The sequence below is a fragment of the Microbacterium sp. LKL04 genome (assembly GCF_900102005.1).
GTDB lineage: Bacteria > Actinomycetota > Actinomycetes > Actinomycetales > Microbacteriaceae > Microbacterium.
The window spans coordinates 278946-293360 of the sequence record NZ_LT627736.1 but is presented as its reverse complement, the minus strand read 5'-3'; the positions used below and the strand labels follow the sequence as shown (position 1 = coordinate 293360).

The 14415-nt window shown below is 70.4% G+C and carries 10 protein-coding genes; 6 read left to right on the top strand and 4 right to left on the bottom strand.

What is annotated here, in order from left to right; translation table 11 throughout:
* The first annotated feature begins 15 nt into the window (after window positions 1-15).
* Window positions 16-639: a helix-turn-helix transcriptional regulator gene (locus tag BLP38_RS01450; RefSeq protein WP_091351936.1), complete on the top strand. Its 624-nt coding sequence runs from the start codon at window positions 16-18 to the stop codon at window positions 637-639.
* A gap of 35 nt (window positions 640-674) precedes the next feature.
* On the opposite strand, the gene BLP38_RS01445 is transcribed toward BLP38_RS01450, so the two are convergent.
* Window positions 675-2864, bottom strand: a complete 2190-nt coding sequence (locus BLP38_RS01445) for a serine hydrolase (protein WP_231916540.1) — start codon at window positions 2862-2864, stop codon at window positions 675-677.
* A 106-nt stretch (window positions 2865-2970) separates the two neighbouring features.
* Between BLP38_RS01445 and BLP38_RS01440 the strand changes: the two genes are divergently transcribed.
* The 4 genes from BLP38_RS01440 to cydC are packed head-to-tail and all read left to right on the top strand — an operon-like array spanning window position 2971 to window position 8761.
* Window positions 2971-4398: a cytochrome ubiquinol oxidase subunit I gene (locus tag BLP38_RS01440; protein WP_091351934.1), complete on the top strand. Its 1428-nt coding sequence runs from the start codon at window positions 2971-2973 to the stop codon at window positions 4396-4398.
* A 9-nt stretch (window positions 4399-4407) separates the two neighbouring features.
* A complete protein-coding gene (gene cydB / locus BLP38_RS01435; RefSeq protein WP_091351932.1) occupies window positions 4408-5442 on the top strand; it encodes a cytochrome d ubiquinol oxidase subunit II in 1035 nt (344 codons plus the stop codon).
* Window positions 5443-5462: 20 nt separating this feature from the next.
* Window positions 5463-7100 carry a thiol reductant ABC exporter subunit CydD gene (cydD, locus tag BLP38_RS01430; protein ID WP_091351931.1) on the top strand — a complete coding sequence of 546 codons (1638 nt, stop codon included), beginning with the start codon at window positions 5463-5465 and terminating at the stop codon, window positions 7098-7100.
* Window positions 7097-8761, top strand: coding sequence for a thiol reductant ABC exporter subunit CydC (cydC, locus tag BLP38_RS01425; RefSeq protein ID WP_091351929.1), 1665 nt, complete (start codon window positions 7097-7099; stop codon window positions 8759-8761). Before cydD ends, cydC begins: the two co-directional genes overlap by 4 nt.
* A 3-nt stretch (window positions 8762-8764) precedes the next feature.
* Here cydC and BLP38_RS01420 read toward each other — a convergent pair whose 3' ends face one another.
* The gene (locus BLP38_RS01420) at window positions 8765-10303 is read right to left on the bottom strand and encodes an SDR family oxidoreductase (protein WP_091351926.1); all 1539 of its coding nucleotides are present in this window, start codon (window positions 10301-10303) and stop codon (window positions 8765-8767) included.
* 190 nt (window positions 10304-10493) lie between these two features.
* Here BLP38_RS01420 and BLP38_RS01415 point away from each other — a divergent pair, with 190 nt between their 5' ends.
* Entirely contained in the window at window positions 10494-11945 is a 1452-nt protein-coding gene (locus BLP38_RS01415; RefSeq protein ID WP_091351924.1) for an MFS transporter, read from the top strand.
* Here the strand turns inward: BLP38_RS01415 and BLP38_RS01410 are convergent.
* Both BLP38_RS01410 and BLP38_RS01405 read right to left on the bottom strand, forming a co-directional pair.
* Window positions 11919-12524 (bottom strand): GNAT family N-acetyltransferase, encoded by a 606-nt coding sequence (locus BLP38_RS01410; RefSeq protein WP_091351921.1) that lies wholly within the window; start codon window positions 12522-12524, stop codon window positions 11919-11921. The genes BLP38_RS01415 and BLP38_RS01410 overlap by 27 nt on opposite strands.
* Entirely contained in the window at window positions 12521-14413 is a 1893-nt protein-coding gene (locus BLP38_RS01405) for a helicase HerA-like domain-containing protein (RefSeq protein WP_091351919.1), read from the bottom strand. Before BLP38_RS01405 ends, BLP38_RS01410 begins: the two co-directional genes overlap by 4 nt.
* Window positions 14414-14415 lie beyond the last annotated feature (2 nt).

The following is a 14415-nucleotide window of genomic DNA, read 5'->3' as shown; positions in this document are numbered from 1 at the left end:
CGCGATAATGGACCCATGACGGCCCGGCGCCCGACGGCCTACAACGCCATCTCCACGTCCTCGCGAGTGGAGATCCTCCACTTGCTGCAGACGACCCCGCAGCAGACCGTCGGCGAGCTCGTGAAGGCGACGAAGCTCCACCCCAATACCGTCCGCGAGCACCTGCAGCGCCTCATCGAACGCGGATTCGTCGCGACCGAGATCGAGAAGCGGACCGTTCGGGGCCGCCCACGCGTCTTCTACCGCGCGGTCGACGGGGTCAGCGTGTCGAGTCCCGAGCATCGGCGCAAGGTCCAGGCCGCCGTCGAACGGGGCGACCTCATGCGTCGCGTCATGCCGGATACGGCCGGATCGCTCACCGGAGAAGAGCAGCACCAACTCGACGCCCTCGTCGAACAGCTCCTGGACGGCGGGTTCGACCCGGAGATCGACGAGGACGGCCTCACGATCGACCTCACGCCCTGCGTGCACGCCGCCGACCAGGCCGACAACCGCGAGACGCTCTGCGATGTTCACCTGGGGCTGATGCAGGGCGCTCTCAGCGAGGCAGGCGGGCCGCTCGCCGTCGATGGGATGCGCTCGTCGTGCGATCCGCAGCAGTGCGTCATCCAGCTGCTCCGCCGTCGCCCCGAGGCCTGATGCCGACGCCCGGCTGACGCCGCAGCCCGCGGGAGTCAGTAACGCAGGTTGGTGCGGACGTGGTGGTAGTACAGCCACGCGTAACCGCCCCGCCAGTGCACCTTGTACCAGTGGCGTCGGGAGTCCGACACCTGCAGTGGCGTTCCCGACGGAATGGTGCCGGCGATGGTGCCCCCGGCCGAGCTGCGGTACCACGGGGTGTTCCGCACGGTGCGCACGTGAAGGTCGGAATGGGTCACGGCCGCTCCGAACGACCCGTTGAAGTGCGAGTACACGGTTCGCGCGATGTCCCGGATGCCGGCCTTCGACGCTCCGGGGGCGCCGATGACGGTGACCACGAACCGACTCGACGAGCTGCGGACCACGGCCGAGTCCGCCTGCAGCAACCCACCCGACACCCACAACGATCCGGGCTTGGACGCCTGGTACGCAGAGGCCGGCAGGCCGTTCGGCAGTCGCGAGCGGAAGAGCTGGGTGTGCATCAGGTTGAGCATGTGCCGGGTGTGCGTGGCGTTCAGCAGACGCCCCTCCTCCAGCCGCTTGAGCAGGTTCGTGAGGTCGTCGGAGGTCGTGCGGTTGCCCGCGTACAGCACGTCCTGCCCGCGCAGGACCTGCCCGTATGCGGTCCGGGAGTACCCTGCGGCCGCGATCTCCCTGTTCAACTGCGACAGGCCGATCCAGTGCACGAGGTCGGTGTGGCAGAAGTTGTCGGACATCCAGATCATCTCGCGCAGGCACTCACCCACTGTGAGACCCGACCCGAGCCGCGTGGACAGCGAACCCGCACCCCGCTCGATCCGCTTGTACGTTCCCCACGCGGCGAAGAGCTTCATCATGCTGGCGGGCTCGCGGCGCGTCGCGCCGCCCATGCTCACGGTCTCGCCGAGACCGCCGACCTCGCGAACGGTCACCGTGTACGACGAGGAGGAGTTCCGGTTCAGCGCGGACTGCAGCGAGGAGCGCAGCTTGTCCTGCCGGGTGGTGCGCACGGCGGTGCACCCCTTGCCCGTCTCGACCTCGGCGCGCAGTTGCGCCGTCGGACCGACGACGAGGACTTTGTCGCCCCGTCGCTGGAGCACCGCGGCGGAGGCATCCGACAGGCAGCGCTCGCCGCTGAAGTAGAGCGGCTGCCCCGTCGTGGCAGCGAGTGCGGTCGCGGCGGGTGAGCCGAATCCGGTCGCCTCGGCGGAAGCGGTGACCACCCCGCGGGTCGTCGTCGAGGGGTATTCGGCGGTCGCGGAGTCGGCGATGCCGGCGCGGTCGGCGCCGGCGAGCCTCGCGACGGTGAACCCCTCGCTGCGCAACGCGTTGCCGTAGGACGTGGGGAGCCCCGACGTCCCGTTCATGAAGACGATCTGTCGTGCACCGACGGCGCGCAGCGTGGCGAGTGCGCCGGGCGACGGCGGCCGCGCACCTTCGACCACGAGGAATCCGCTACCGGTGGCCGCGGCAGTCGCGGCCGCCACCGGTGCCGCAGCGAGCTGGCGCACGTCGACGAGGTAGACGGTCTCCGCGGTGGGGGTGGCCGCGACGAGTGCCTTCTGCGACAGCGACATGGTCGTGCCCGCGTCGACGCGCACCGAGGTGCGCCCGGCCGAGAGCCGGCTCACGACGGCATCCGAGACGGCAGCGCGCGAGCCCATCACGACGATCCGATCCGGCGCGAGACGAGTGATCTCCGACGCCGTCGCGGCGGGGACCGACCCGGTGTCCACGAGCAGCATCGGTCCACCGACCGAGCCCGCGACGTAGGCCGCGAGCTGCTGATCGGCAGCGCGCTGGGACGAGACGATGACGACCGTGCGCGCACCCCGGGGGTAGACCGCTTTGCTGATCCCGGCGGCGAGCGTGTACCGGGTGCTGCCGGTGAGTCGTACCGACGACGGGAGGACAGGGGTCGTCGCCTCTCCCAGTGCGGCGGCTGCTGCGGCCGAGGAATCGCGGGCGGCCGGAGGGGCGGGAGCCGGGCTGGGCGACGGCGACGGGCTCGGCGAGGGCGAGGGCGAGGGTTCCGGCGTGGGCGTGGGCGTGGGCGTCGGGGTCGGCGACGGCTCGGTCGTCGCCGTCGGCGAAGGGGATGCCGTCGGGGTCGGCGAAGGCTCGGGCGCCGCACCCGCCACGGCGGGACCGGCCGTCAAGACGAGCACCGCGGTCACCCAGACCGCAGTGAAGGCTGTCGTCCGCCGCAGCATCGCGGGAACACGGGAACTGTCACCGCGAGTCATGTGGTCCACCGTAGGCGGAGGGCGCGGTGTTTTGCACGGCCCGATCCGATTCGGCGGTGAACCGGGCGTCGTACGGTCGGACCATACCCGTGGAAGGACCAAGCCCGTGGACTTTCTGGACCCGCTCATCCTGGCTCGCCTGCAGTTCGGACTGACGACGCTCTACCACTACCTGTTCGTGCCGTTGACGCTCGGCATGGCGCTCACCGTCGCGATCTTCCAGACGATCTGGCACCGCACCGGCGACGTGAAATGGCTGCATCTCACCCGCCTGTTCGGCAAGATCTTCCTGATCAACTTCGCGATGGGCGTGGTCACCGGCATCGTGCAGGAGTTCCAGTTCGGCATGAACTGGTCGGACTACTCCCGCTTCGTCGGCGACGTGTTCGGCGCTCCGCTCGCCTTCGAAGGGCTCATGGCCTTCTTCTTCGAGGCGACCTTCATCGGATTGTGGATCTTCGGGTGGGACAAGCTGCCCCGCCGCATCCATCTGCTCACCATCTGGGCCACCGCGTTCGGGTCGATCCTGTCGGCCTACTTCATCCTCACCGCCAACGCGTTCATGCAGAACCCGATCGGGTACCAGCTGAATCCCGAGACCGGCCGGGCGGAACTGAAGAACTTCTTCGAGCTCCTCACCAATCCGGTGGCGCTCGCCGCCTTCCCGCACACGATCTTCTCGGCGTTCATGTTCGCCGCCGCCGTCATCATCGCCGTCGCCGCGTGGCACCTCCGCCGCGGCCAGCACGTCGAGACAATGCGGCCTGCACTCCGCTACGGCATGTGGTTCATGATCATCTCCTTCGCCGGCACCGCGATCAGCGGCGACCAGCTGGGACTCGTCATGGTCGAGACCCAGCCTATGAAGATGGCCGCCGCCGAGGCGCTGTGGAACAGTGCCTGCGGCGCCGACGCGTCCTTCTCGATCTTCTCCATCGGCACCCCGGACGGCACCGCCGAGGTCTGGTCGCTCCGCGTCCCCTACTTGCTCTCGTTCCTCTCCACGCACACGCTCGACGGCTGCGTCGAAGGCCTCAACGACCTGCAGTCCGAGTACACCGCGCAGTACGGCGCCGGCATCGACTACATGCCCGAGATCTGGGTCACCTACTGGTCGTTCCGCTGGATGATGGGCTTCGGTGGCATCGCCACCCTCATCTCGGTCGCCGGCCTCTGGGTCACCCGCAGGAAGGCGACGCGTCCCGTCGCCGGGTGGATGTGGCGCGTCGCCATCTGGTCCGCACCGCTCCCGCTGTTCGGCAGCCTCGTCGGCTGGATCTTCACCGAGATGGGCCGCCAGCCCTGGATCGTCTTCGGCCTCATGCACACCTCCGACGGCGTCTCGCCCAACGTCCCCGCCTGGACCGTGCTCATCTCCCTGATCGCCTTCACCGCGATCTACGCGGCGCTCGCCGTCGTCGAGTTCCGCCTCATCCTGAAAGCCGCGCAGAAGGGCCCGGATCCCCTGCCCGGTCCCGATGACCCCGACCCTCGGGACCTGCCGGTCGATCAGACCCCCTCGACGGTCTACTAGGAGCACGCCATGGATCTCGCCTACCTCTGGTTCTTCATCGTCGGGGTGTTCTTCGTCGGCTACTTCGTGCTCGACGGCTTCGACTTCGGCGTCGGGATGAGCCTGCCGTTCCTCGGTCGCGACGAGGTGTCGCGCCGCCAGGTCATCAACACGATCGGTCCCGTGTGGGACCTCAACGAGACCTGGGTCATCGTCGCCGGCGCCTGCCTATTCGCCGCGTTCCCGGAGTGGTACGCCACGCTCTTCAGCGGGTTCTACCTGCCGCTGCTGCTCATCCTGCTCGCCCTGATCCTGCGCGGCGTCTCGTTCGAGTACCGCCATCAGCGCGAGGGACTGGCCTGGAAGCGCGGCTTCGACCGGATGATCGTGATCGGCTCGGTGGTTCCGGCGCTCCTGTGGGGCGTCGCGTTCGGCAACATCGTGCAGGGCGTCCCGATCGACGCCGACAAGAACGTCACCGGCACCCTCCTCGACCTGCTGAATCCGTACGCCCTCTGCGTCGGCATCACGACGCTCCTCCTGTTCTTCCTCCACGGCGTGTACTTCGTCGGACTGAAGGCCGACGGTCAGGTGAAAGAAGACGCCCACCGTCTCGCCCGCCGTGCCGCCCTGCCGACGATCGTCTTCGCGGCGGCGACCGTCGTCTGGACGACGCTCATCTCGATGGAGCGCGACGCTCCCCTGGTGGCTGCCGTCATCGCGTGCGGCGTCATCGCCGCGCTCGCTCTGCTCGCCTCGGCCGTCGCGAACGTCCGCCACCGCGACGGGTGGGCCTTCGCCCTGGGAGCGGCGACCATCGTCACCGCGGTCCTGATGCTCTGGTTCGCCCTCTTCCCCTACGTCATGCCCTCCTCGACCGACCCGGCGAACTCGCTGACGATCGAGAACGCGTCGAGCACCGACTACACGCTGACGGTCATGACCTGGGCGGCGGTCATCTTCCTGCCCGGAATCCTCGCCTACCAGGCCTGGACCTACTGGGTGTTCCGCAAGCGCATCACGCGGGTGCAGATCGAGAAGGCGGATGCCGCGGCCGCTCACTGAGCACGCGGGAGGAACGCGCCATGCCAGATGAGGCCACGCCGAGGCAGCCACCGGTCGACCCGCGGCTGTGGCGGTACGCGACGGCATCCCGCTCGTTCTTCGTCGCCATCGCGCTGCTGTCACTCCTGCAGACGGCGGCGATCATCGGCTTCGCCTTCTTCACGACCCGCGCGATCGTGGATGCGATCGCCGGGGCCGATATCGCGGGGACCCTCGTCGCCCTGGCCGGTGTGGTGCTCGCCCGGTCCGTCCTGTCGCTCCTGCGCGAGCGGGTCGCGGCCCGGGCGTCCGCCCGGGTCGAGTCGCAACTGAGGGAGGCGGTGCTCGACGGCGTCGCCCGGCTGGGCCCGGGTTGGACCGCGACGCGCAGCACGTCGCACCTCGCGCTCGTCGCGGGTCGGGGACTCGACGCGCTCGAACCGTACGTCGGCCGGTACCTGCCGCAGCTCGTGCAGACCGTGATCGCGACGCCGATCATCGTCGCGGTGATGTGGTCCGCCGATGCGATCTCGGGGCTCACGGTGCTCCTCACCCTCCCCCTCATCCCGATCTTCATGATCCTCATCGGCCTCGCGACGCGCTCCGTGCAGCGACGGCAGTGGGACACCCTCGCCCGGCTCGCGACACGGTTCTCCGACACCGTCCAGGGGCTGTCGACGCTCACGGTGTTCGGCCGTCAGCGTCGCGCTGCCGACGCGATCGAGCGGGTCACCGACGACTACCGCCGCGAGACGATGACGGTGCTGCGCGTGTCGTTCCTCTCGGGTTTCGCGCTGGAGTTCCTCGCCTCGATCTCGGTCGCGATCGTCGCGGTTGCCATCGGGTTCCGTCTGATCGACGGCTCGCTGACGTTGAGCGTGGGCCTGTTCGTCCTCCTCCTCGCGCCCGACGCCTTCCTGCCCCTGCGGCAGGTCGGCGTGCAGTTCCACGCCTCGAGCGAGGGTGTCGCGGCGACGCGGGACGTCTTCGCCGTGCTCGACGAGGCGGCCGCGGCATCCGCTGCTCCTGCGCCGGGAGCCGCGCCGACGAGGCCGGATCACACGCTGCGAGTGCTGGACGTGCGCGTACGCGACCTGCCGCCCGTGACCCTGGACGCGCGCTCGGGGGAGATCGTGCTGATCGAGGGGCCGAGTGGGGCCGGCAAATCGAGTCTCGTGCAGGCACTGCTCGGGTTCGCGCCCACGACGGGTCGCATCGAGTTCGACGACGCCCCGGTCGCCTCCCTGGCACCGTCGTCGTGGCTCGGGTGGGCGGGCCAGCGCGCGGGTCTGGCCGCCGGCACCATCGCGCAGAACATCCGCCTCGGCGACGACGACATGCCCGCCGAAACGGTTCGCGAGGCCCTCGGGCTCGTGGGTCTCGGCGACCTCGATCCCGACCGGATGCTCGGGGTGCAGGGGGCGGGACTGTCAGGGGGTCAGGCCCAGCGCGTCGCCGTCGCCCGAGCGCTCGCCCGCCACCTGCGCGGCCACGCTCCCGTGCTCGCGCTCGACGAGCCGTCTGCCGCTCTCGACGCCGCCGCCGAGAGCCATCTGTGGCGCTCGCTGCGTCAGGTGGCGGATGCCGGGGCGCTGATCCTCCTGGTCTCGCACCGCGAGAGCGCCCGGGCCATCGCCGACCGCGTCGTGCGCCTGAGCGCGGCGGAGGTGGCCGCGTGACGACCACGAGCGAGGTGCTGCGCGACGCGATTCCGACACCGCGGCGGTTCTGGCGGGCGCTCGCGTCGGGGTTCCTGTCCGAAGCATCGGCCGTCGCGCTCCTCGCGGTGAGCGCGTGGCTGATCGTCCGCGCCTCGGAACAGCCGCTCGTCATGTACGTCACGCTGGCGGTCGTGGGCGTTCGCGCCTTCGCCCTCTCGCGGGCCTTCTTCCGCTACACCGAGCGCCTGTCGAGTCACGACGCCGTCCTCCGACAGCTCGCCCGAACGCGTACCGGCCTCGTGCGACGGCTGCTCCCGCACGCCCCCGCCGGTCTCACCTCGTCCTCCCGCGGTGACGCCTCCGCCGCGCTCGTCGACGACGTCGACGACCTGCAGGATCTGCCTCTCCGCGTGATCCTGCCGCTCGTGTCGTCCGCCACCGTGGCGGCGGGATCGGTCATCCTCGTCGCCCTCGTATGGTGGCCGGCCGCCCTCACGCTGCTGGGGTGCCTCGTCGGCGCCGCGCTCGCGGCGCTCGCGTGGGGCTGGGCGGCGGGCGCCCGTGCCGAGCGGTCGATCGCCCCCCTGCGCGCCCGGCTCCGCGACGTCGTCCTCGACCACCTCTCCCGCCTCGACGTGCTCGTCGCCTTCGGCGCGGAAGACGCCTCGCGCGCCGCGGTCCGGAAGGCGGATGCCGCCCTCCGCCGCGCGGTCCTGCGGCGGGCGGGCGCCCAGGCGGGCACGGCGGCGCTCGTCTCGCTCGCCGCGGGCGGCGCGACGGTCGCCGCCCTCCTCGTCGCCGCTCCCGCCGCGGGGGGCGGCGGCCTCTCCGGCCCGGCGCTCGGCGTGGCGGTTCTCGTTCCGATGGCGGTGTTCGAGGTGTTCACGGCCGTTCCGCTCGCCGCATCCGCATGGCGGCACGTGCGGGCCGCGGCATCCCGTGTCGCGAAGGTCGTCCCGGCGACGGTGCCCGCCGAGATCCCGGCACAGGGAACGTCGACGGGCGAGGCCCCGTCGCTGGGCGACGGGCTCCGGCTGCGCGGCGTCGACGTCCGCTGGCCGGGCGCGACCGAGGCCGCGCTCACGGGCGTCGACCTCGACGTCCGCCCCGGCGAGCGCCTCCACATCGTCGGCGCGAGCGGCGCCGGCAAGTCGACGCTCGCCCACGCCCTCGTGAGGTTCCTGGCCGTCAGCGGCGAGTACTCGATCGGCGGAAGACCGGTGGACGAGATCGCGCCCGACGACCTGCGCCTGACCGTGGGACTGTGCGAGCAGCATCCGATGCTCTTCGACGAGGACATCCGGCAGAACCTGCTCTTCGCTCGCGACACCGCAACCGACGCGGAGCTCGAGGCTGTGCTGGGGCGGGTCGGGCTCGGTGACTGGCTTCGCGCGCGTGGCGGACTCGATGCCCGGGTCGGCGAGCGCGGCGCCCTCGTGTCGGGCGGTCAAGCCCAGCGCATCTCGCTCGCGCGGGCGCTTCTGCGCGGGTTCCCCGTCCTGATCCTGGACGAGCCGACCGCGGGGGTGGACCCTGAAGCGGCCGATGCGCTCCTCACCGATCTGCTGGAAGCCGTCGACGGGTCGCACGCGGTCGTGCTCATCTCGCACGCCGCGGTCCCGGCATCCCTCGTCGACCGCACGGTGCGGGTCGCCGGCGGACGGCTGACGAACCCCTGAGCCTCAGCCTGTCGGGGCCTCGCGCTCCGCCGCCGCGGCGATGCGGTTCGCCATACCCGCGAAGATGAACCCGTGGAAGGGGAGGACGGCGAACCAGTAGAGCCGACCGGCGAGCCCGGTCGGGAAGAAGACGGCACGCTGGTCGTATCGCGAGCCCGAGCCGTCGGGCGTCGCCCGCAGCTCGAGCCAGGCGAGTCCCGGCACCTTCATCTCGGCGCGGAGCCTGAGCAGATGCCCCTCCTCGACGGCTTCGACCCGCCAGAAGTCGATCGCGTCCCCCGCAGCGACCTTGCCGCGGCTGCGACGGCCGCGCTGCAGGCCGACACCGCCCACGAGGCGATCCATCCAGCCGCGAACGGCCCAGAGGAACGGTGACGAGTACCAGCCGTTCTCCCCGCCGATTCCGACGATGACGCGCCACAGCTGCTCGGGGCTGGCCGACGTCTTCGCGGACTGCTCGTCCGTGAAGACGAGCCGGCCCGCCCACTCGGGATCGCTCGGCAGCGGGTCGCTGGGAACCGACGAGACCTCCGCGTCCTGCCAGCTGGTCTCCACGGCGTCCGCTTCGACCTTGCGGAGAGCCAGCCGCACCGACTCGCGATACGGCGTGAGTCCGCCCTCGGGGCGCGGCAGCAGGTCGTCGACGTCGTGGTCGTCCATGATGCACTCGTTCTGCAGCGATGCGATGAGCGGACGGGCGATCGAGCGCGGCACCGGCGTCACGAGGTTCACCCAGTGCGAGGCGAGCCCGGGAGTCAGCACGGGCAGGGCCGCGATCGCCCGCTGGCGGAGCCCGGCCTCGACGGCGTACCCGTTCATCATCTGGCCGTAGCGCAGCACATCCGGGCCGCCGATGTCGACCGCCCGGTTGACCTCCGGATCCACGTGGGCCGCGGCGAGCAGATAGTGCAGCACGTCGCGGACGGCGATCGGCTGGATGCGGTTGCGCACCCACTTCGGCGCCGGCATGTACGGCAGCACATCGGTCAGGTGACGGACCATCTCGAACGAGGCCGAACCCGACCCGATGACGACACCGGCCTGCAGGACGAGCGTCGGCGCACCGCTGTGCAGCAGTGTCTCGCCCACCTCGACCCGCGAGCGCAGGTGGGGACTCAGCTCGACGCCGTCCGGGTGCAGACCCCCGAGGTACACGATCCGTCGAACGGATGCCTCTGCCGCCGCATCGGCGACGGTCTCGGCCGCGCGCAGATCCTTCGTCTCGAAGTCGTCGCCGCCACCCATCGAATGGACGAGGTAGTACAGCACGTCGACATCGTCGACCGCCCGGGTCACGGCATCCGCGTCTTCGGCAGCGCCCTCGACGACCTCGACATCACCGCCCCACACGAAAGCCGCGAGTCGCGCCGGCGTGCGGACGAGGACCCGCACGCGGTATCCCGCCGACAGCAGCCGCGGGACGAGCCGCCCGCCGAGGTATCCGGTAGCACCGAGGACGAGTGCACGAGGCGCGGACCCGTCCGGTCGGGGCTGCGCGACGAGGGCCGGTTCACGGCCGGTGGGGGCGGAGAGCTCGCTCATGTCGCCACGATAGACCGGTCTGGTGAGGGGCCGGCCCCCGCTCAGCGGGCTGCGTTTGTCAAGAGACACGCAGCCGGATGCACGGGGACGATCCGATACGTACCGTGGAGAGATGGCCAGGTCATCCCGCCCCTCGGTACCCCCGTCCTCCGAAGCACTGACCCGCTCGGCGCCGCCTCCCCGGCTGGCGGTGGACGACGTTGTCGTCGTGGATACCAAGCGCGTTCGTACCGCGATCGGCGGAACGGTCGTCGGCAACTTCATGGAGTGGTTCGACTTCGGGATCTACGGCTATCTCGCGGTGACGATCACCGCGGTGTTCACGGCCGATCTTCCGGAGCCCTGGGGTCTGCTGGCGACTCTGTTCGGGTTCGCGATCTCCTTCCTGGTCCGACCCATCGGCGGGCTCGTCCTCGGTCCGCTCGGCGACCGCATCGGGCGCCAGAAGGTGCTGTTCTTCACGATGGCGATGATGGCACTCGCCACAGCGCTCATCGGCGTCCTCCCCACCAGCGCGCAGATCGGCTTGTGGGCCATCATCCCCCTCTACGTCCTGAAGATGATCCAGGGCTTCTCGACGGGCGGGGAGTATGCGGGAGCGACCACCTACGTCGCGGAGTTCTCCCCCGACAAGCGGCGCGGCTTCTGGTCGTCATGGCTGGACCTCGGGTCGTACGTCGGCTTCGCCGCCGGTGCGTCCGTCGTCGCTCTCACGACTATCATCACCGAGTCGGTCTGGGGCGAGACCGCCATGACCGATTTCGGATGGCGGATCCCGTTCCTCGTCGCGATCCCCCTCGGGATCGTGGCGATCTGGTTCCGCCTCAAGATCCCCGAGACCCCTGCCTACGAGAACACCGCCGGGACCGACGAGCAACCCGACCGCGACGATCCTCTCGCGCGTCACGGCATCATCGGCATCCTCCGTCACCACTGGCGCGAGGTGCTCATCGGCATCGCGATCGTGGCGGCGACCAACACGGCGGGTTACGCGCTCACGAGCTACATGCCGACGTACCTCGAGAAGGAGGTCGGCGTCTCGAACCTCGGCGCCGCGGTCGCCACCGTTCCCGTTCTCCTCGTCATGTCGGCATGTCTGCCGTTCATCGGTCGGTTGAGCGATCGAATCGGGCGCCGCCCGGTGTACATGATCGCCGCCGGGTCGACGATCATCCTCATGATCCCGGCCTTCGCGATCATGCAGATCGGCCAGGAGTGGGCTGTCTTCGTCGCCCTCGGCATGGTCGCGATCCCCGTGGCCTTCTACGTCGCTGTGTCAGCCTCGACATTGCCGGCACTGTTCCCGACGGCTTCTCGCTTCGGTGCCATGGCGATCGCGTACAACGTCTCGGTGTCGCTGTTCGGCGGCACAACGCCGCTGTTCAGCCAGGCGCTCATCGACCTGACCGGGAACACGTTCATGCCGGCGTTCTACATCATGTTCTTCGCGCTTCTCGGGGGCATCGCACTGCTGTCGATGAAGGAGACCGCGAAGCGCCCCCTGCTCGGGTCGGTACCGACGGTCGAGACACACGAAGAGGCGGTCGAGGTCGTCGCACGCCAGGACGAGGACCCGCTCATCGACACGTCGACGATGCCGATCCCCGTCCACCGATCAGAGGTGGACTCCGTACGCCCGTGAGCCGGGCGATGAGGGCAGCGGCGTGAACCCCAGTCGGGTGTAGAACGCCATCGCTCCGGTGTTCTCGGCCGAGGCGACGAGGTGGAGTCCTCTGATGCCCCGGTCTGTGAGCGCGGCGAAGAGCGTCTCGATCAGTCGTCGGCCCGCACCCCTGCCCTGCGCCTGCGGCAGCAGGTCGATGTGCAGATGGGCGGGAAAGTCGTCCGCGTACCGCTCGGGCTTCTCGCCGCGCCCGTAGGCGTAGAGCAACGTGCCGTCCTGTCGCGTCACCTCGGTCTCGGGCTTCGGCCAGCGATGCGCGAACCGGGGCCACCACTGCGTCCGGAACCACTCCTCGAATGCATCGGTGTCGTCGGTGGCCACGACGTAGCCCACCGCCGTCCCGTGCTCGTCCTCGACCACGAAGGCGAGATCGGGGTGGCGTTCAGCGTAGGGCAGCGCCCAGATGTGCCCCCAGATCGCGTCGTCCTCGAAGATGCCCGTCGCGTCACCCCCGGCATCCGCGGTCCGCAGACAGATCTCCGCGAGCGCCGACTCGTCGCCGGGACGGAACGGACGGATGCCGCCGCCCCCGCTCATCGGCGACGTCCGTTCCCGAACACACCGCGGATGACGCTGCCGATGATCGACTGCGTCGTCTTCGACCCGAGGATCTCCTCGAGGGGGGAAGGCTCTCGCTTGCGGCTCGTGCGGGTGCTCCCGCCCGTCGTCCGCAGGATCCGCTCGTACTCCCGCTGGGCGTCGCGCTCCGCCTTCTGCTGCGCTTTGTCTGCAGCGGCCTTCTGCTTCGCGTACTCGGCGTCGGCCTTCGCCTTCTCGGTCGCCGCCTTCGCCGCGTCGGCGGCGGCGTCCGCGGCGGCCATCTTGGCGCCGAGGATCTCTCGCGCGGACTCCCGGTCGACGGGGGTTCCGTAGGTCGCGAGGAGGGGCGAGGCGGCGACGACGGCCTGCACGGCCGCCGCGGGCGTCGGGGACATGAGACCCTGCGGTGCACGCAGCCGGGTCCAGGCGACCGGAGTGGGGGCGCCCTTCTCGTTGATGACCGTGACGATCGCCTCGCCGGTGCCGAGCTCCTGCAGGACGCGTTCGAGGTCGTATCCCGACGTCGGGTACGTGCTCACCGTCGCGCGGAGCGCCTTCGCATCGTCGGGGGTGAAGGCGCGGAGGGCGTGCTGGATGCGCGACCCGAGCTGGCCGAGCACGTCGGCGGGGACGTCCTTCGGCGTCTGCGTCACGAAGAAGACGCCGACGCCCTTCGACCGGATGAGGCGCACGGTCTGCACGATCGCGGCGGTGAACGCCTTCGAGGCGTCGCGGAACAGCAGGTGCGCCTCGTCGAAGAAGAACACGAGCTTCGGCTTGTCGGCATCCCCCACCTCGGGGAGGATCTCGAAGAGCTCCGCCAGCAGGTACATGAGGAACGTCGAGAACAGTTCGGGCTTGTCGGCGATCCCCGGCACCTCGAGGAGCGAGATGACGCCGCGCCCGTCGGGGCCCGTCCGCAGGAAGTCGTGCACGTCGAACTCCGGTTCCCCGAAGAAGACGTCGGCGCCGCCGTCGGCGAAGGTGATGAGCTCGCGCAGGATCACGCCCGCCGTCGCGGACGACAGGCCGCCGAGGTCCTTCAGCTCGGGCTTGCCCTCATCGCTCGTCAGGTACGAGAGCACCGCCCGGAGGTCCGAAAGGTCGACGAGCGGGAGTCCGTGGGCGTCGGCGTAATGGAAGACGAGGCCGAGACTCGACTCCTGCGTCTCGTTGAGCCCCAGGACGCGGCTGAGCAGCAGCGGACCGAACCCGGTGACGGTCGCGCGCACGGGAACCCCGGTGCCGATGCCGCCGAGGGCGAAGTACTCCGTGACGGATGCCGCCGGTTCCCACGCCTGCCCGATCGCCTCGGTGCGGGCGAGGAGCTTGGGGTTCGACTCGCCCGGCGTCGCGACGCCCGTGAGGTCGCCCTTGATGTCGGCGGCGAAGACGGGCACGCCCTTCGCCGCGAGCTGCTCGGCGAGTCCCTGCAGCGTGCGGGTCTTGCCGGTGCCGGTCGCCCCCGCGACGAGGCCGTGCCGGTTGGTCATCGCGAGCGGGATGCGGATCTGCGCTTCCCGGACGGGTTCGCCGTTGACGAGGGCGCCGAGGTCGAGGGTCGTCTCGTCGAAGGTGTAGCCCTGGACGATCCGCGCGACCTCGGAGTCGTCGAGCGGACCCGCCGCGACCGGGGACGCGGCGGCATCCGGCGCCGCGGCGTGCTCGGCGTCCGTGATCTCGGTGGGCGGCGTCTCTGCAGGCGGCGCCCCTCCGGGCGGCGTCTCTGCGGTCGCAGCCTCGGTGGGCGAGGCGTCCGTCTTCGATGCCTGGGCGCGTGCGGCCGCGAGGGCGGCCTGCGCACGGGCGAGTTTCAGCTCCGCCGCGGCGGCAGCGGCCTCCGCTTCGAGACGGGCGAGTTCGGCAGCGGCTTCGTCGGCGCTCATGC